The organism is Pseudomonas sp. T1.Ur, from assembly GCF_023516725.1.
GTDB classification, from domain to species: Bacteria; Pseudomonadota; Gammaproteobacteria; order Pseudomonadales; family Pseudomonadaceae; genus Aquipseudomonas; species Aquipseudomonas alvandae.
Genome location: NZ_JAMGSN010000001.1, coordinates 6,150,286 through 6,169,192, shown reverse-complemented (window position 1 = coordinate 6,169,192; position 18,907 = coordinate 6,150,286). Strand labels below are relative to the sequence as shown.

The window sequence follows — 18,907 nt, the reverse complement described above, 5'->3', positions numbered from 1 at the left end:
GCACAGCCGAGCGGGAGCAAGCTCCCTCGCCACAGATAAATCCCTCCAAATACAAGTAAATCCCTCCAGCACAGAGGGATTTAGACCTGCCTGAGCGAACGAATCAAAACTCGATCCGCACATCCCCCTTCGGCACGCTGCAGCACGACAGGATATAACCCTCGGCCTCGTCGTCTTCAGTAATCCCGCCGTTGTGCTCCATCTCCACTTCCCCGCCCAGCTTCAGCACCTTGCAGGTGCCGCAGATGCCCATGCCGCAGGCCTTGGGGATCATCATGCCGAGCTTGGCGGCGGCGGCGTGTACGGTTTCTCCCGGCCCCACGCGAATGCTCTTGCCCGATGAGGTGAACTCCACCAGGTGCAGGTCCGCTGCATCGACTTCTGGCGCGTCGGCAGCCTGCTCGGCCTGCTCCACCGCGTCGGCGCGGGCTTCCGGTGGCGTGGCGCCGAAGGATTCCTCGTGGTAACGCTTCATGTCATAGCCAGCGGCTTCCAGCAGGCGCTTGACCGCGGTCATGTACGGGGTCGGGCCGCAGCAGAACACCTCGCGTTCGAGGAAGTCGGGCACCATCAGTTCCAGCATCTTGTGGTTCAGGTAACCGCGATACCCGGCCCACGGCTCGCCCAGGCCATGTTTTTCACAGATCAGGTGCAGGCTGAAGTTGTCGATTCGCGACGCCATGTGCTCCAGCTCGCGATGGTAGATGATGTCCTTGGGCGAACGGGCGCTGTGGATGAAGGTCATGTCGACGTTGGCGTTGGTGTCGTAGAACCAGCGCGCCATGGACATGCACGGCGTAATGCCCACGCCGCCACTGAGGTACAACACTTTCGGGCTTGGGAAATCGATGGCGTTGAACAACCCCACCGGTCCGTGCACCGCCAGCTCCTGGCCCTCGTGCAGGGTGTCGTGCAGCCAGTTGGAGACCTTGCCCCCCGGCACGCGCTTGATCGTTACAGAGAAACTGTAGGGCACCGACGGCGAGCTGGAGATGGTGTAGGAGCGCATGATCGGCTGGCCTTCGATTTCCAGCTCCAGGGTGACGAACTGCCCTGGCTTGAAAAAGAACATGATCGGCTGGTCTGCCATAAAGCAGAAGGTGCGCACATCCCAGGTTTCCTGGATGACTTTGACGCAACGCACGATATGTCGGCCATTGGCCCAGGTCTGGGTCGTGACCGGGTTCAGGAAATTATTGGACATGCTGATCTCCACGGCCGACTGTCGGCCTTCATGAGGGCGATTGTGCGCAGGCACCTGAGTGACCATTTACCTATCTGCGACATTCACATACTTATCGCGACCAGCCCCCAACGACCGGGGCTTGCGCGTCGGGAACAGATTGGGCCATGTCGCCCATGGATAAGGTTGCGCCCCTGCGCGGCCCCACACTCGCCCCAACAGACAAACACATTTTTCTGCCTTGCGTAGCACAACCGATCAGCCACTTTTTTGATGGTCACGTAGAGGACCATGAGGACAAAACGATGGACGTCACCACTACCCTGAGCCTGGGCGATCCGCTGGAACCCGCACGCAAGGCCACCGCGCAGATGCTGCAAGAGCGCGAGCGCACCTTTTCGCTGCCGCAACCGTTCTACAGTGATGAGCGCCTGTTTGATATCGACATGCAGGAAATCTTCCAGAAAGAATGGTTGATCGCCGGCATGACCTGCGAAATCCCGGCCAAGGGCAACTACCTGACGCTGCAAGTGGGCAAGAACCCGATCATCGTGATTCGCGGCGCCGACGGCGTGGTGCATGCGTTCCATAACGTCTGCCGCCACCGCGGTTCGCGGCTGTGCACCAGCGACAAGGGCAAGGTCGCCAAGCTGGTCTGCCATTACCACCAGTGGACCTACGAACTGGACGGCCGCCTGCTGTTCGCCGGCACCGAAATGGGCGCCGACTTCGACATGAAGCAGTACGGCCTCAAGCCGGTGAACGTGAAGACCGCCGGCGGCTACATCTTCATCAGCCTGGCCGAGAACCCGCCGGCGATCGATGACTTCCTGTCGACCTTGAACCACTACATGGAACCCTACGACATGGAAAACACCAAGGTGGCGGTACAAACCACCTTGATGGAAAAGGCCAACTGGAAACTGGTGCTGGAAAACAACCGCGAGTGTTACCACTGCAACGCCTCGCACCCCGAATTGCTCAAGACCCTCCTGGAATGGGACGACGTCACCGACCCACGCGCCGACCAGGCGTTCAAGGATCACGTGGCCGCCTCAGCCGCCGCCTGGGAAGCCGAGAAGATCCCTTACGCCCACGCCAGTTTCGGCCTGCGCAACCGCATCGTGCGCATGCCGCTGCTCAAGGGCACCGTGTCGATGACCATGGACGGCAAGCAAGGCTGCGCCAAGCTGATGGGCCGCATCAAGAACCCGGACCTGGGCTCGATGCGCATCCTGCACCTGCCGCACTCGTGGAACCACTGCATGGGCGACCACATCATTGTCTTCACCGTGTGGCCGATCAGCGCCCAGGAAACCATGGTCACCACCAAGTGGCTGGTGCACAAGGACGCGGTCGAAGGCGTGGACTACGACGTGGAGCGCATGCGCCAGGTCTGGGACGCCACCAACGACCAGGACCGTCGCCTGGCCGAAGAAAACCAGCGCGGCATCAACTCCACCGCCTACCAGCCAGGCCCGTACTCCAAGACTTATGAGTTCGGCGTGGTGAATTTCGTCGATTGGTACAGCGAGCGCATGCTCAACAACCTGGGAGCCGAGCCGGCGCCGTACCTCAAGGGCGTACCGGTACAAGGCTGAGTCGCCCCTCGACAAGCCTCGCAGACATCGAACGATGCTGCGGGGTTTGTTTTTGCATCCGTCATAACGGCTCGGCCCTCACCGCAACATAACCGCGTCAGAATCCGGCGGCGTCGTGCCTATGACAATCCGGGAAATCTTGCCATCCAGGCCGTTGTTGCGAACGTAAGCCAGCCTGAAATCGGCGTTATCCTCATTGCGCTCGAACGTACGCACCGTTACCGCTTCGTCGAGGCCGATATCGCGCTTGATATCGATGACGGCATAGTCGTCCGTGGCGCTACCGCTGGGCGAGTCGTAGACGACAACCCGTGTACCCGCCGAAATACCGCGCAACTTCATCGACCGCGCTTCATCGTTCTCACAACCACGCGCAGGCAATCTCAAGTATTGGCTTCGGCCTGCGGGAATGACGCAAGTGGTGTCCTGATCTGGACTGGCCTGATTCGCTTCATAAAAATAAAACCCGCCCTGAGTCAATGCAGCGGCGTAGGACAACGCATCACCGACCCGGTTGAAATTGATCGCCAGGAAATTCGGCGCGGTGCGCTTGCCCATCGCTACTGCGCAGTGGTTATCCACGCGTCGCTCAAGCCAGGTCAGGTTGTTGTCCAAAGCCCCCGCGTGGTCCACCGTCGCGCCCCAGGTGTGGAACTGATTCATGACAAACAGCCTCGGCCAATGACCAAATCCAGACGCCCATACCTGGGCGTCGTACTGCTCCCAGCGAGACGGGCAACTCCACTCATGCTCCAGGATCGTGACGCCCAGGTCCCAGTGATTCTGGTTTTCCCAATGCTTGTCACGCAGCAGATGCAGGGGCTTTCCATCGATCTCATACAGTCCCGCGTGCCGGTCCGTCAGGATGACCAGGCGCCTGCCGCTGCCAATCATCTGGGCCAGGGTCGGCCAGGTGGGATCCTCGGCGTAGGGATTGGGGTCGAACACCCAATCCGCCAGACCGGGCACACGACCCAGCGCGTTTTGCAGACGGGTCCGGTCCACGTAGTTTTCCAGCAGCAAGGTGACGACAGCCTCGGGATTGCTGCGAAGGAACGGCAGGAACACGTCGTTCAATGCGCCGACAAAGTCCTTGTCGTTACGCACATCGCAGCGCCCCTTCTCGCTGGCGTGGCACAGATAGACATCGGCTTCTCCCGACAGGTTGCCGGGGTGCAGGTCCAGCATGAAGCCGCGCACGCCTCGTTCCAGTTGCGTGCGCATGTTGTCGAGGTAGCCGTTGTGCGCGGTCACCCAGGTGTATTCGTTGAAGGGTTTGCCGAGGTCATCGATGCCCGGCGCCGTTTCGCCCGCGCAGGCCTGGGACGCGGTGACCAACAGGGCGCCCAATAGACTCCACAGCCTCGGAGTTTTCTTTAAATCAGACATTTTATCTTCCGTGATATGAACCGGCCTCCTCGTGAGGACCGGGACCGTATTAACCGGAAGATAGAACTCGGCGTACAGCCTGAATCTTTTTCTCGATATTAAAAAAACGCCCCCACAAAGGATCTCCGGCACACCGAAGGTCCCTTGTGCGCGAGCCTGCTCGCGAAGGCGGAATCACAGCCAACATCTTCATTGACTGACCCACCGCTTTCGCGAGCAAGCTCGCTCCCACACTGGATCCGGGGCGGACATGCGGTACATGCAACAACACAACACCCTGTGGGAGCGAGCCTGCTCGCGAAGGCGGAACCACAGCCAACACCTGCATTGACTGACCCACCGTTTTCGCGAGCAAGCTCGCTCCCACACTGGATCCGGGGCGGACATGCTGCACATGCAACAACACAAAACCCTGTGGGAGCGAGCTTGCTCGCGAAGGCGGTATCACCATCAACACCTGCATTGACTGACCCACCGCTTTCGCGAGCAAGCTCGCTCCCACACTGGATCCGCGGCGAACATGCGGCACAGCAACAACACAAAACCCTGTGGGAGCGAGCCTGCTCGCGAAGGCTGCCTTACATTCACCCGATTACTTTGAAGACCACCGCACCGACCCATCCTCCCCATAAAACGTCTCGACAATCTCCTCTCCCTTCAACTGTACCTTCACATAGCCATTCAACACCCGCTCCGGATACGCCTCGTCGCCCGCCAATTGGGTTTCCGACCACAGCACCCGCGCGTGCCCGTTCAACTCGCTGGTGGTGCCATAGGGAATCGCCCCATGCCCGGCGCAGCGCGCGTGCAACCCACCTTGCGGCGCGTAGCAGATGCCATTGTGCAAATGGCCCCAATACCAGTAGTCCGGCTCACGCCCCAGGGCGTCACAGACCGGTTGGTAGAGCGCAGTCTTGTTGTGCCCGGAAATATCGAAGCCCTGGTGATGACTGAGGACCATGAGTTTCGTGCGCTTGGGCAGGGTTTTCATCCACTCGATCTGCTGGGTGTTGAGGGTGCCGTCCATGTACAGGTTCATGGCGTCCGAGGCGTAGGCGCTGTCCAGGCCAACCACCAGCCAATCGTCGTTGTACAGCGCAAAGTAACTGGTGCCCTGCTGCACCGGGAACCGCTTGGCCAGTTCCTTGAAATAACCATGGGCGCCGCTGTACATCTCATGGTTGGAATTGAGCGTGAACGAGCCGTGCTTGCCTTGCGGCCAGCCGACCATGTCGACGTCTTCCTGGGAATGGGTACCGGCGTAATACACGTCGCCCAGGTGGATGGTGAAATCGGCCAGGGCCAGTTGCATCTGGTTGGCGACGGCCACGGCGGGCGCGTGGCTGTCGAACGGCCCCGTCCCCCAGTCGCCGGCGATGGCCAGCACCACGTCGTTGTCCATTTTCACCAACGCCGGGGTGGTGGCGAACGGCGCATGGTGGCGCAGGTTTTCGATCCACTTGAGCAGCGCCTCGCTCCACAGCAGGTCCAACAGTTCCCATTTGCGACAGCCCAATAACGTGCCGTCCTTGAGCACCCGGGTCGGCAACTCGTCTTCGCTTTGCGGCAGCGGCGTGGCGTTGCCGATCTTCAGGATCGACAAACCGTGGGCCAACTCCCACGGCACGGCCGGTTCGTCGTCCGGCAGATCACCGTGGTCGATCACATGACGGGCCTGGTCGTGGCCTCGTTCCAGCAATCTGACAATGGCCTGGAACTCCTCGGGCTCCAGGTCGTTGACGAGTTTCTTCCAGGACATTTCCAGCCGCGTGACCAACCCGTGCAGGCGGACCTTGACCTTGTCGAACTCATGTTCCCAATGGTGCAGTAATGACATGTGAACGCTCCTTCGTTTTGCCCCGGGCTACAGGGTCTTCATGAATTCGATCAGGGCCCGCTTGTCGATGTCCGACAGCTGCGTGCCGTACAGGTGACCGCCGTTGTGATTGCCTTCCAGGCGGGTGTCGTATCTGAAATCCGCCGACGCCTTCATCTGCGCGCCGCTGGTGACGAAACCGACCTTCTGCGGGTCGTAGATGTCGGAGCCGGTGTAGAACACCTGCGGCCGTTGTTCCGGCGCTTGCAGCAGATCCCACAGGGTCGGCACCGAGCCGTTGTGCAGGTACGGCGCGCGCAGCCAGATGCCGTCGGTGGGGGTGTTGCTGTAGCTCTGGGTCTTGCGGTAGGCGCCAAAGTCGAACGGTGGTTTCTTGAAGCCATGGAACGCCGTCACCAGGCCAGTCGTGAAGGAATTGAGCCGATGGGGGTCGGTGCCCAACTGGTCGATGTTGGTGGTGACCTGGCCGGTGTCGCTGCGGCCGAAATCATGGCAACCGGCGCAGTTCTGCTCCCAGATCGGTTTGCCCTGGGCGACTTTCGCCGGGTCCAGGGCGAACGGCCAGGCCGGTGCCTTGTGGCCCAGCAGCCAGTTGGTCACCCGGTTGAAACTCGGCGGCAGCACCGACTCCGGCGTCGCGCCCACGGCCATGGCCGCCGCGTAGTTGCGTTCGTGGATCTTGTTGTTATTGCCGTCCCAGTGCAGGTACATGGATTCACGAGGTTTCTGGTTCCACACTTGCGGCAGGTCCACGGTGCCGATGGTGGAGTCATCCGGGAAGCCGAACACCACCATCTTGGTCGGGTTGAAGGTGTCGGTACGCCCTGGTCCCTGGGCCGGACGCAGTTTCTGCCAGGCGTAGGCCTGTTTCTGCTTGAGCAACGCGCTCTTGGCCATCGGGATGATCAGGTAGCGGTTGTACAACTTCTCGAAAAACCCTAGCTGGAACTTGCCGTTGATCGCCGCCATCACCGCCTCGGGGGTGAATTTCGGGTCGCTGGCACATTCGTAGGCGAACCACTGGAAAGCCTGCAGTTGCAGGGTATTGGCCGGCGCGGCAGCGACTGGCACCGCCACGTCAGTGGCATTGGCCCGGTAGGAACCGGTGTGGCACAGGGCGCAATTCGGCTCGACCGTGGGGTAGCCGAGTTGCCGCTTGGCCATGCCGATGGGCAGGTCCTTGCCGTTTTCATAGAGGAAACCGAACACCTCGTAGCCACCCGGCTTGGGCAGTTTTTCCGGGCACATCTGCGGCAGCACGGCGAACAGGTAGTACGGAATTCGCGCCTCGATGCCCAGGCCGATGGCGGCGTATTTGTAGTGGTCTTCGTCGGAAGCGAAGTCCGGCTGCGGCACCTCCCGGATCATCTGGTACCAGGTCTGGTAGCCAATGAAACCCAGTAGCACGACCACCACCAACGTACCGACCTTGAACCCGTGGCTCTGCCAGCGCAGCGCCCAGCCGGCGCGCCACTCGCGCCAACCGGCGCAGAGCAAGGCCAGCGGACGGTTGGCCACCGGGCTACCGAGGTACAGCAGCCCGCCCAGGACCAGGAACATGGTCAGGTCGCCCATCAGCATCGGCACGAACAGCGAGCCCTGGTTGTTGGTGTTGATCAGGTAGATCCAGAACACCACCGCCACCAGCCGCGACAGCACGCACAACCACGAATGCACCACGAAACGCGGCGCGTTGAAGCCCGAGGGCATGTAGAACAGGCTGATCCCCACCAGCAACATGCCGGCGTTCTCCAGCCAGGGATCGGACAGCACGGGCGGCAGGCCGAGCATGGACGTCAGCAACGCCGGCGCGAACAGCGCCGGGATCGCGAAGACCATGTTCATGACGATTCCGATCCAGATGACGCGCTGGAACCAGCGGATGTAAGTGTTCATGGCATCCTTTTCCTTATTCTTGACTTACCACAAAACCTTTGTGGCCAGAGATTGCTCCCGCCGGACTCTGTGTAGGAGCTGCCGAGCGAAGCGAGGCTGCGATCTTTCCCCAGACACTTGAATCCCAAGCGAAAGATCGAAAGATCAAAAGATCGTCCGAACGCGGCCCGAGCCTTCGGCAGCTCCTACAGAGCCCGGCGGGAGCAACCTCTGGCCAAGGACGGCGATCAGCTAGCCCTGCGCAGTCTTCTCCAGATGCTCAAGAATGATCGGATACACATCCACCACCGCATCCTTGCCGAACATGCAATCGATGTGGCCGTAGCCGGGTATTTCATGGCGGCTGAACAGCTGCGGGCCATGCAGGTCGCACAATCGCTCGTAGGTCTTGAGGGTGCTTTGCGGCAGGTAGCACTGGTTGTCGGCGCCGCTGATGAAGCAGATCGGCAACTTCAATCGATCGAAATGCGGCATGTAGACATCGTTGCCCTTGAAGTCCACCAGGTGCCCCTTGCGCACGATCAGCGCCAGGTGCTCGAAAGTCTGGATGTTCGACTCGCCGAACAGCTCGTGCAGGTTATCGTGCAAGGTTTCGTTGAGGGTGTCGTGGCGGTACAGCGACGCATACATGAACGTAATGCGATGGCAGACCGGGTTGGTGCAATACCCCTGGGCCTCGATCCGGGCATAGCCGTTGAGGGCCTTGTCGTAGAGTTTGTTGAACCAGCTTTCCTTGGTGTCGGCGTAGGCCGTCATGGATTTGATGCCGATGGCGTCGAGCATGCCCGGCAGGTGCAAACCGGCCTTCAGTCCCGTGGCGGTGGCGACCACCGTGTCGGCGGCAATCTGCGAGCAGACCACCGAGCGCACGCCCTGCAACCCCGCGAGCATCGACATGAAGAAGGTCGTCGCGCCGTAGCAATGCACCACGCACTGCACGTCACGGGCCAGGGTCGCCTGTTGGATCTGCTCGATGGCGGCCTTGAAATCGTACTGGGCGACCTGGTCGCCGTTCCATTCATTTTTGCTCGCCGGCAGCAGGATGCTCACCCGAAGATCCAACAGCCAGACGTCGTATTCGTGTTTGCAGAGGTACTCCAGCAGGTTGGTGTGGATGGTGTCGGTGGAGAAGATATTCGAGCCCACGCCCAGGCCATGGACCAGCATCACCGGACCTTTGCTGCCAGCCTGGTAACGGGTGAGGCGCAGTTCGACATTGTCCTCGGTCTGGAAGAAATGCACGACTGGGGCCGGCGCATCCAATGGCCGTTTCAAGCGGGGCGGCGCGTCCGGGTTGAAGTAGACGTCGCCGGCGAAGACACCGCCGTAGCTCTCCCACAGGATCCCGGCGAAGAACTTGCCGAACCGCGCCAGCGCCTCCACCCGCTCGCGCTCATTGCGGGCGTTGAGCACCTTCATCGTGGTCATCTGCTTGGCAAAATCGGCCGGCAGGATATGCATCACCCCAGAGCCGAGCACTGCACCGGTCTTGTCCGGTCCGCGATAGAGCGTGACGTAGAGCGTGCTGGTGTCGTGCCAGATGTTCAGCACGCCGTTGTCCTCGGGCACGGTCTTGAAGGCGCTGAAAAAGTAGTCGCTGCCGTCTTCGGCGGTCAGCTTCATGTCGTAGTTCATATGGCGCACGCCGACCTGTTCCTGGTATTGCTCGAACAGGTTGAACACACCGTTGCTGGCAACCAGCGGCTTGGACGACAACAGCGGCGCATCGAGGGTGCCCACCAGGGTCGCGGCGTGTTCCGGTTCCTTGATCAGGCGATCGAGGTCGGCGGCGGTGATGGTCAGGGTGAATTCGATCGGTGAGTTATCGGCCTTGCCGCGCTTGGCCGCCGCTTCGTAAAGATTGAGGTCGGTGCCTTGGGGCTGGGTGAACGCCGTGGAGAAGTACCCCTTCATGGTTTCGGTGAACTGCACGCCGAGTGTCGGCGCCGCCACCGGTTTGCGCGGGGCCGACGGCAGCGTGTAGTCGATCAGCCAGCCGCGATCGGCCGCCAGCAGCCCCATGTTGCGCTCACTCACCGCCGAAATGGTCAACAACGGGTTGACCGCCAGGGACGTCGGGATCACCGAGCCGTCCGTCACGTACAGGCCCGGGTAGACGTCGGTGCCACTGGCGCCACTGAACACCTGGCCCTTGTGGTTGACCACGCCCTGGACCGCGTCTTCGCCCATCACACAGCCGCCCAGCGGATGGACCGAGACGATGCTGTGCTTGAGCAGTTTGGTCCAGATCGGGTTCTCGACCCAGATCCCGCCCAAGGCCTTGGTGCTCTGGTGCAGCCGTTCGTTGCCGAGGGTGACGTTTTCCTGCTCGCCGACACCGGGCCAGTCGATGCGCAACTGATCCTTGTTGTCGAGGACCATGCGGCCCTTGCCGTTGTCATGGCTCATGATCAAGTAGGTCTGCATGTTGTGCAGCGCGCCGTAATATGGCCCGCGCAGGAAACTCTCCGCCTCGCGGCCCTTGTACTTGAGGCTGGCGCCGAAGCCGGTGTCGGTGGGCACGCCGATCATTTCGGCGAACGCCGCCATGCTCGGCACCATCGCCCGGCCTAGGGCTCCGGGGATCGAGCCCTCCTCGATCACCATCCGGCTGCGCCAGTCGCCTTCGGTGCGCATGTCGATCACCGAGGTAATGCAAGGTCCCACCGGCTCGAGTTCCTTGGCCGAATGGGCGCCGAAACCGATGCCATTGATGACTTGGTCACAGTTGTGGCCGAAGCCGAGGATGTCACCGTTGCCGCTCATGTTCTCGCCCAACTGGGCGGACATCGACAACCCCTTGTCCCGCGAGCGCAGCATGATTTCGGTGGAACCCAAGGTGCCGGCGGACACCACCACGATGTCCGCGCGGACAAAAAGCGTCGGCGCCGAAAACATCTCGCGACCGCTGTCCAGGTACTGGAAATGCACGATCCAGCCGTCCCCTTCGCGCTCCAGGTGCCGCACCTCGGCCTGGCAGAAAATCTCCGCGCCGTGGTTCCAGGCGTCCGGCAGGTAGTTCATCAGCGTGGTGTTCTTGGCCTTGTTGTTACAGCCCGAGACGCAATCGCCACAGCCGTTGCAAGGCAGTTGTTCGACGCCGACGTGGTTGAGGTTGTTGGGCAGCTTGTCGAAGGTCACGTTGATCGGTGGCTTGTAGAAGTGCGCGCCCTGCTTGAGGTAATCCGCCGACTTCTTGTGGGCGTCGAGCTTGGGCAGGTTCGGCGAGGACGCCGGATAGGGATTGGGCTTGAGCATCTCCCGGGCCCGTGCATAGCCGTCCTTGAGCAGCGTGTCGCTGTGCTCGCGCATCGCCAGGGGCCAGCGTGGATCTTCGAACACACCGGGCTCGGCTTCCAACGCGACGTTGGCATTGATCAGCGACGTGCCGCCCAGGCCACACCCGACCACTACGTTCTGCTGGGCGTTGACGTGCAGGTCGAACAGCCCGGTGCGCGAACCGATGTGACCGTCCGGATCGTGCACCTGCAATTCCTCGGTGGCGGCGAGCAATGTGTTGGGATACTCGCCGGGCTGGATCTCCCGACCCCGCTCCAGCAGACAGACCTTGCGCCCGGCCCGGGACAAGCGTGACGCGGCAATGCCGCCGCCGTAGCCGGAACCAATGACGATAACGTCGTAGTGTTCCTTGATTTCACTGATGGGGGTCGAGATCCGTGTCATGTTCAAGTCCTCTCAGGCAGAAGGGGCAACTCTGCGGTTGCCTGCAAATCCACAGGCGCACGAACGCCTGGCCGCTATCCCGTATGGGTTGGAGCGGCAGTCAACGGTGTCGGTGGGAAAACCTCAGGTGTTATAGGCGCGCACGCTGATTGGCTGCGCGACGATGGACACGTCGAGGCAGCGCGGTGGGAGGCGTCGGGATGCACGTCGGGGCTGAAGCGAGTAACGGGGTGGGGGCCTTGCTATCCATCGTGCGTTCTCCCTGAACCAGATATGGATAAAGTCGCGCTGTCCTTGTGCCCTGAGTGAAGACAGGCGACACCTGTACGTCAAGGCAGTTCCTTAGAACTGTATGAAATTTGATCTATCGCGTTTGGCGCTAAGCCCGCCGTGGCTTACAGGGTTTCGCGAACAACTTATCCACATGGACACCCACAGCAAATGGGGACAAACAGGCCCCCGTCAGACATTTTGTAAGCGCCGATGTGAATAAAATCCGTGACTTATCCAACGACAACGGTTTCCTGACGGTTTGAGTGTTTTTTGATCAGTCCGCTGAGACGCTTGAATATAAAGGGCTGCAGAGCAGAGCGAACACCTTATCCACAGAAGCGCCAACAGTGTTTGGGGGTAATTTTGACGATTCTGTGGAAAACCTATCGAACGCCTCCCAAATCAGTGTTTTCCGGATGTTTTCAAGAGGCCGGGGCGAATTTGGCTATTATTTAACCAATACCTTGCAGGCACCGTAGCGCTTGGCTTGCAGCGGAGAGCGAACATCTTATCCACAGAAGCGCCAACAGAGATTGGGGGCAAGTTTTCCTCGCTTCTGGGTTTTATTCACAGAGAAAAGCCAATAAAAACCGATGGTTAGGTTGGCTATTTTTTAATCGATGGGATGGAGAGCCTGATTGACGTGGGGTGTAGCGAGGGGCGAACAGGTTATCCACAGAGGCGCGCACAGGGATTGTGAGTAACGCTTAATGGGTTAGCACAACATACAGGCGCACCGCCAATCCCCTGTGGGAGCGAGCTTGCTCGCGATTGCATTCTGCCAGCCATCTCAACTTGGCTGACCCACCGCTATCGCGAGCAAGCTCGCTCCCACAGGGATTCAAGGTGAGTCTGGGTCTAGCGAACCACCCCTTCTTCCACCAACAGCTTGAGAATCGCCTCGGCCCCCGCCTCCGGGCTCAAGCCCTTGAGCACTTGCCCGCCTCCGCCGCTGGCCTTGGCCGTGGCGGCTTTCATGCGGTCGGCGCCGCTCTTGGCCTTGATCACTTTCAGGCGCTTGGGCCGTGGCTTGGCCGGCTGCAGGGTCGCCACCGCCAGCAACGCATCGTCGATGATCTCGACTTCCTCAGCGTGCAACGCCCCACGCCGCGCCGGGCCGTAGGCGCTTTGCCGAGGCTTGGGCGCGGCGTTATCCACAGTGGCGAGAAATGGCAGGCGCACCTTGAGCCGTCGCCGCTGGCCACGGGGCAAGGCTTGCAATACCAGGGCCGCGCCGTTTTCGATGGATTCGACCTGGGCCAGCCCCACCACCAGCGGCCAACCGAGATTCTCCGCCAGCAGGAACGGCAGCATGCCCGAGCCTTCGCCGGTTTCCGCCTGGCTACCGGTCAACACCACTTGGGCACCAGCGTCACGCAGATAGTCGGTCAGGGCCGGCAACGCATCGGCCCCGTTCGGGTTCTCCAACACATGCAGTTCATCCAGCCCCATGCCCAGGTAAGCGCGCAGGGCCGGTTCGGCCACGTCGCCGGCGTGCAGCACTTGCAGGTCATTGCCGGCCAATTGCAGGCCCAGCTCCACGGCGCGGGCGTCTTGCTCGGCGCGCCGTGGCCGGCCGGAAGTCGGGTGGGCGCCGATGGAGACGAGGCTGATCACTTGGGTACTCATGAACGTTTCCTTAGCTTAAGCCGCATCGCGCCTGGCTTCGTTGCGGTAAGCCTCTACCGCCGCGATCAGGGCCTGGAGAATCGCCGCGCTGTCACCGATCACCGACAGGTCCGCACGCTTGATCATGTCGCAACCCGGATCGAGGTTGATCGCCACCACCTTGTCGCAGGCGCCAATGCCCTGCAGGTGCTGGATCGCCCCGGAAATCCCCACGGCGACATAAACCCGTGCCGTGACCCAGGTGCCGGACGCACCGACCTGGCGATCGCGAGCCATGAAGCCATCGTCCACCGCCACCCGCGAAGCGCCTTCGGTAGCGCCCAAGGCCGCCGCCGTCCTGTGGAAAAGTGCCCAGTCCTTGACGCCGTTGCCGCCGGAGAAAATGAATTCGGCCTCGGCCATCGGAATCGCGCCGGGGTCCACCGCCACCGCGCCGAGGTCTTCGATCCGCGACAAGCTGCGGGCCACGCTTGTGGATAACTCCACCGGCAAGGCTTCGTGCCGGGTTTCGCTGACCGGCTCGGCGCATTCGGCAGCGGCCAGGATCAACCGCGCCAATGGCCGTGCGAGGTCCTGCAGCCCCGCACCGGCGCGGCCGATGCACGCCTCGCCCTTGACCTGCCAGACCCGTGTGGCCGGGCGTTCGCCCAAGGCAGCGGCGAAGCGGCGGCCCAGCTCACCGCCGCCGCTGCGACTGTCAGGCAGCAGCCAATGGCGCGGGTTGAACTGGTTATCCACAGCCCGCAAGCCTTGTACCCGTTGCTCCGGTGCATAACCGCTGAATTCTTCACCATCGAGCACCAGCAGGCGGTCAACGCCTGCGGTGGCGAAAGCGCTTTCCTTGTGCTCGCCGAAGACCACGGCCAGCACTGCACCGTCGGTACCCGCGAGTTGATGGGCCAGGCCCAGCAGGTCACGGTCATGACTGCTGAGGCGGCCACCGACCATGTCCGGCACAACGCTGATGTAGAACGCCGGTTGCACGACTTGATGCAGCGGCAGTTGCACTTCCGTCGCCGCGGCACGCTTGGTTGCGCCGCCCTGCTGGGCGCCGCTGCGGTCAATGCGCTTGATGCCGTTGGGGCCGATGAAACCGACACCATGCACATTCTTGCGAATGACGCCGTTAGGCCCCATCCAGCTGTGCTGCACCGGTTGCATGGCCGCGTGCAGCGGGTGCAGGCGGTTGCGGGCGATCCACTCGGCGCGAGGGTCGCGGCGGATGATGTCGCTCATTAATGCACCTCCGCAGGTTCACGTTTGGCCGGGGCCGCGGGCTTGCTCGGCGCCGCGTCTTCAAGCAGCGCGTCGGCCACCAGTTCGGCAATGTCCTTGATCATCGGCCGTGGCTCGACCACGCCTTCGAGCATCGCGGTGCACTGTGGACAACCCACGGCCACCAGCTCGGCGCCGGTTTCACGGATATCGTCCATGCGCATGTCCGGGATGCGCTGCTTGCCCGGGATGTCGGTGATCGGCGCGCCGCCACCACCGCCGCAGCAACGCGAACGGAAACCGGAACGCTGCATTTCCTTGACCTCGATGCCCAGCGCCCGCAGCACTTGGCGCGGTGCCTCGTATTCGCCGTTGTAGCGGCCCAGGTAGCACGGGTCGTGATAGGTCACGCTGTCGCCCTTGTGCTGGCCGAGGTTCAGCGCGCCGGCGTCGATGATTTCCGCCAGGTAGGTGCTGTGGTGCTGCACCAGGTAGTTGCCATCGAAGGCGCCGTATTCGTTTTTCAGCACATGGAAGCTGTGGGGGTCGCAAGTGACGATGCGGTTGAAGCTGTATTTGGCCAGGGTCTGGATATTGCGCTTGGCCAACAGCTGGAACGTTGCTTCGTCACCCAGGCGCCGGGCCACATCGCCGCTGTCGCGTTCTTCGAGGCCGAGCACGGCGAAGTCGATTTTCGCCGCCTTCAGTACTTTGACGAATGCCCGCAGGGTGCGCTGGTTACGCATGTCGAAGGCGCCGTCGCCGACCCAGAACAGCACGTCGGTGGATTTCTTCTCGCTGAGCAGGTTGAGGTTCAAGTCCGCCGCCCAGTTCATCCGTCCGCCCGGGGCGAAGCCGCCAGGGTTGTCAGTGGCGATGAGGTTTTCCAGCACCTCGGCACCCTTGTTCGGCGTCGCACCTTTTTCCAGGGTCAGGTGGCGGCGCATGTCGACGATGGCATCGACGTGCTCGATCATCATCGGGCATTCTTCAACGCACGCCCGGCACGTGGTGCAGGACCACAGGGTCTCGGCGTCCACCAGGCCGTTGACGATCGGCTGGTGCGGATTACCGCCATGCTCGCCCACCGGTTTACCTGGATAGGGACTGCCGGCGAATTTCGCATCGGTGCCGCCGGCCAGGCCGACGACCATGTCCTGGATGAGTTTCTTCGGGTTCAGCGGCTGGCCGGCGGCGAACGCCGGGCAGGCTGCTTCGCACTTGCCGCACTGCACGCAAGCGTCGAAGCCGAGCAGTTGGTTCCAGGTGAAATCCTTGGGTTTTTCCACACCCAGCGGTGCGGCGGGGTCAGTCAGGTCCAGCGGCTTCAAGCCCGTGGAACGGCCACCACCAAAGCGCTCTGCGCGGCGGTGCCAGGCCAGGTGCAGCGCACCGGCGAAGGCGTGTTTCATCGGCCCGCCCCAGGTCATGCCGAAGAACAGTTCCGACACGCCCCACAGCACGCCGACACCCAGGATCGCCGCCACCAGCCAACCACCGAAGTTTTCCGGCAGGATGCCCGCCACCGGCAGCGTCACCAGGAAGAACGACGCCGAGAAGGCCAACAGGCTTTTCGGCAGGCGCATCCACGGGCCTTTCGACAAACGCGCTGGCGGGTTGCGCCGACGCAGGTACATGAAGATCGCGCCGACGAACATCACCGCCGACATCAGCAGCAGGGCGTAACCGAGGATGCGGTTGTGCAAGCCAAAACCGTGCACCAGGATCGCCAACACAATCGACGCCACCGCCCCGCCCGCCGTGGCGACGTGGGTGTTGGCGATGTACTTGTCCCGCGCCACCACGTGGTGCAAGTCCACCATGTAGCGCTTGGGCATGGCAAGGAGGCCACCGATCAGGTCGACCTTGGCCGGTCGTCCCCGGCGCCACATGTTCACCCGCCGCAAAGCGCCGAGGACCGCGAGGCCCAGGGCTGCGAACAGCAGGATTGGAAGAAGGGTGTTCAACATAGGTGTTGCTCCCAAAGACCTCAGGGTCTTGCAGGTCGAGATGCCTTACTCGGTGCCTGTGGGAGCGAGCTTGCTCGCGATTGCATTCTGTCAGTCACATTTGCATCGACTGACCCGCCGCTTTCGCGAGCAAGCTCGCTCCCACAGGATCATGTGCAAGCCGTTAGAAATCCTTGCACAGCCGAAGCGCGTCGTAGATGGCCGCGTGGGTATTACGCTGGGCCACGCAGTCGCCGATGCGGAACAGCAGGTAGCCATCGCCGCTCTGCTCCAGGCACGGCTGGGGCTTGATCGCGAACAGGGCTTCGACGTCGATCTGGCCCTTGTTGCGCGAACCTTCCTTGAGCGCGTAGTAGATTTCTTCGTCCGGCCGCACGCCGTTCTCCACGACCACCTGGTCGACCACGCGTTCTTCCTTGGCACCGGTGTATTCGTTTTCCAGTACCGCCACCAGCTTGTCGCCTTCGCGATAGACCTTCTCCAGCATCATGTCCCCGGTCATGATCACTTCCTTGGGGTACATGCTGCGGTAGTAGGTCGGGAACGAAGTCCCGCCAATGGCCACGCCCGGCTTGATGTCGTCGGTGACGATCTCGACCTGGCTGCCCTTGTCGGCAAGGAAGTCGGCCACCGACATGCCGGTGAACTCGCAAATGGTGTCGTAGACGAGCACGTTCTTGCCTGGCGCGACCTTGCCGTCGAGCACGTCCCAACTGCTGACCACCAACCCTTCGGCGGCACCCCAGTGTTCGTTCTGCTCCAGGTTCGGATGGCCGCCAACGGCCAGCACCACCACGTCCGGACGCAGGTCCATGATGGTCGGCGCGTCGGCCGCCACGCCCAGGCGCAGGTCGACTTTCAGCCGCGCCAGTTCCAGCTGGAACCAGCGGGTGATACCGGCGATCTGGTCCCGTTGCGGGGCTTTCGACGCGGTGGTGATCTGCCCGCCGATGAATTCCTTCTTCTCGAACAGGGTCACGTCGTGGCCACGTTCGGCGGCCACACGCGCGGCTTCCATCCCGGCCGGGCCGGCACCGACCACCACGACTTTGCGCTTGGGCCCGGTGGACTTCTCGATGATGTGCGGCACGCCCATGTATTCACGGGATGTCGCGGCATTCTGGATGCACAGCACATCCAGGCCCTGGTACTGGCGGTCGATGCAGTAGTTGGCGCCGACGCACTGCTTGATCTGGTCGATCTGGCCCATCTTGATCTTGGCGATCAGGTGCGGGTCGGCGATGTGGGCGCGGGTCATGCCGACCATGTCCACGTAACCGCCCTCCAGGATCCGCGTGGCCTGGTTCGGGTCCTTGATGTTCTGCGCGTGCAGCACCGGGACCTTGACCACTTCCTTGATACCGGCGGCCAGGTGCAGGAACGGCTCCGGTGGATAACTCATGTTCGGGATGACGTTGGCCAGGGTGTTGTGGGTGTCGCACCCCGAACCCACCACGCCGATGAAATCAAGCATGCCGGTGTCGTCGTAGTACTTGGCAATCTGCTTCATGTCCTCGTGGGACAAGCCGTCCGGGTGGAACTCGTCGCCGCACAGGCGCATGCCCACGCAGAAATCGTCGCCCACTTCGGCGCGCACGGCCTTCAGCACTTCCAGGCCGAACTTCATGCGGCCTTCGAAACTGCCGCCCCATTCATCGGTCCGCTTGTTGACCCGCGGGCTCCAGAACTGGTCGATCATGTGCTGGTGCACGGCGGACAGCTCGACGCCGTCCAGGCCTCCGGCCTTGGCGCGCTTGGCGGCGCTGGCATAGTTGCCGATCACCCGCCAGATTTCTTCCGGCTCGATGGTCTTGCAGGTCGCACGGTGCACCGGCTCGCGCACGCCGGACGGCGACATCAGGGTCGGCCAGTTGAAGCCGTCCCAGCGCGAGCGACGACCCATGTGGGTAATCTGGATCATGATCTTGGCGCCATGCTTGTGCATGGCGTCGGCCAGGTTCTGGAAATGCGGGATGATGCGGTCGGTGGACAGGTTCACCGAGCTCCACCATTCCTGCGGGCTGTCGATGGCGACCACCGACGAGCCACCACAGATCGCCAGGCCGATGCCGCCCTTGGCCTTCTCTTCGTAATACTTCACGTACCGGTCGGTGGTCATGCCGCCGTCGGTGGCATAGACCTCGGCGTGCGCGGTGCTGAGCACGCGGTTGCGGATGGTCAGCTTGCCGATCTGGATCGGCTGGAACATTGCTTCAAAAGCCATGGCGCG

General features: G+C 62.0%; 10 protein-coding genes. 1 reads left to right on the top strand and 9 read right to left on the bottom strand.

The window, feature by feature from the left end:
* Positions 1-103: 103 nt before the first annotated feature.
* Positions 104-1,204, bottom strand: a complete 1,101-nt coding sequence (gene gbcB, locus M8Q45_RS27320) for a glycine betaine monooxygenase reductase subunit (protein ID WP_249877141.1) — start codon at positions 1,202-1,204, stop codon at positions 104-106.
* A gap of 284 nt (positions 1,205-1,488) precedes the next feature.
* On the opposite strand from gbcB, the gene gbca reads away from it, so the two are divergent.
* A complete protein-coding gene (gene gbca, locus M8Q45_RS27315) occupies positions 1,489-2,784 on the top strand; it encodes a glycine betaine monooxygenase oxygenase subunit (RefSeq protein WP_217860511.1) in 1,296 nt (431 codons plus the stop codon).
* 78 nt (positions 2,785-2,862) lie between these two features.
* Here the strand turns inward: gbca and M8Q45_RS27310 are convergent, their stop codons facing one another.
* The 8 genes from M8Q45_RS27310 to dgcA all read right to left on the bottom strand — a co-directional run bounded on the left by M8Q45_RS27310 (position 2,863) and on the right by dgcA (position 18,901).
* Complete coding sequence (locus M8Q45_RS27310) at positions 2,863-4,173, bottom strand: phosphoinositide-specific phospholipase C-related protein (RefSeq protein ID WP_249877140.1); 1,311 nt, start codon at positions 4,171-4,173, stop codon at positions 2,863-2,865.
* Between the two features lie 592 nt (positions 4,174-4,765).
* Positions 4,766-6,010, bottom strand: coding sequence for a metallophosphoesterase (locus M8Q45_RS27305; RefSeq protein WP_249877139.1), 1,245 nt, complete (start codon positions 6,008-6,010; stop codon positions 4,766-4,768).
* A gap of 27 nt (positions 6,011-6,037) precedes the next feature.
* On the bottom strand, positions 6,038-7,906 hold the full coding sequence (locus tag M8Q45_RS27300; RefSeq protein WP_249877138.1) for a c-type cytochrome: 1,869 nt from the start codon (positions 7,904-7,906) through the stop codon (positions 6,038-6,040).
* Between the two features lie 231 nt (positions 7,907-8,137).
* The gene (locus tag M8Q45_RS27295) at positions 8,138-11,590 is read right to left on the bottom strand and encodes a GMC oxidoreductase (protein WP_249877137.1); all 3,453 of its coding nucleotides are present in this window, start codon (positions 11,588-11,590) and stop codon (positions 8,138-8,140) included.
* A gap of 1,131 nt (positions 11,591-12,721) precedes the next feature.
* Positions 12,722-13,492 (bottom strand): electron transfer flavoprotein subunit beta, encoded by a 771-nt coding sequence (gene etfB, locus M8Q45_RS27290; protein WP_249877136.1) that lies wholly within the window; start codon positions 13,490-13,492, stop codon positions 12,722-12,724.
* Positions 13,493-13,507: 15 nt separating this feature from the next.
* Complete coding sequence (gene etfA, locus M8Q45_RS27285) at positions 13,508-14,728, bottom strand: electron transfer flavoprotein subunit alpha (RefSeq protein ID WP_249877135.1); 1,221 nt, start codon at positions 14,726-14,728, stop codon at positions 13,508-13,510.
* Positions 14,728-16,677 carry a dimethylglycine demethylation protein DgcB gene (dgcB, locus tag M8Q45_RS27280; protein ID WP_249877134.1) on the bottom strand — a complete coding sequence of 650 codons (1,950 nt, stop codon included), beginning with the start codon at positions 16,675-16,677 and terminating at the stop codon, positions 14,728-14,730. Before dgcB ends, etfA begins: the two co-directional genes overlap by 1 nt.
* 163 nt (positions 16,678-16,840) lie before the next feature.
* Entirely contained in the window at positions 16,841-18,901 is a 2,061-nt protein-coding gene (gene dgcA, locus M8Q45_RS27275) for a dimethylglycine demethylation protein DgcA (protein WP_249877133.1), read from the bottom strand.
* Positions 18,902-18,907: the final 6 nt, after the last annotated feature.

Excerpts from the sequence above, each read along its gene's own strand:
- dgcB (WP_249877134.1), bottom strand. The coding sequence starts at position 16,677 with ATGTTGAACACCCTTCTTCCAATCCTGCTGTTCGCAGCCCTGGGCCTC.
- etfA (WP_249877135.1), bottom strand. The coding sequence starts at position 14,728 with ATGAGCGACATCATCCGCCGCGACCCTCGCGCCGAGTGGATCGCCCGC.
- dgcA (WP_249877133.1), bottom strand. The coding sequence starts at position 18,901 with ATGGCTTTTGAAGCAATGTTCCAGCCGATCCAGATCGGCAAGCTGACC.
- gbca (WP_217860511.1), top strand. The coding sequence starts at position 1,489 with ATGGACGTCACCACTACCCTGAGCCTGGGCGATCCGCTGGAACCCGCA.
- etfB (WP_249877136.1), bottom strand. The coding sequence starts at position 13,492 with ATGAGTACCCAAGTGATCAGCCTCGTCTCCATCGGCGCCCACCCGACT.
- M8Q45_RS27310 (WP_249877140.1), bottom strand. The coding sequence starts at position 4,173 with ATGTCTGATTTAAAGAAAACTCCGAGGCTGTGGAGTCTATTGGGCGCC.
- gbcB (WP_249877141.1), bottom strand. The coding sequence starts at position 1,204 with ATGTCCAATAATTTCCTGAACCCGGTCACGACCCAGACCTGGGCCAAT.
- M8Q45_RS27300 (WP_249877138.1), bottom strand. The coding sequence starts at position 7,906 with ATGAACACTTACATCCGCTGGTTCCAGCGCGTCATCTGGATCGGAATC.
- M8Q45_RS27295 (WP_249877137.1), bottom strand. The coding sequence starts at position 11,590 with ATGACACGGATCTCGACCCCCATCAGTGAAATCAAGGAACACTACGAC.
- M8Q45_RS27305 (WP_249877139.1), bottom strand. The coding sequence starts at position 6,010 with ATGTCATTACTGCACCATTGGGAACATGAGTTCGACAAGGTCAAGGTC.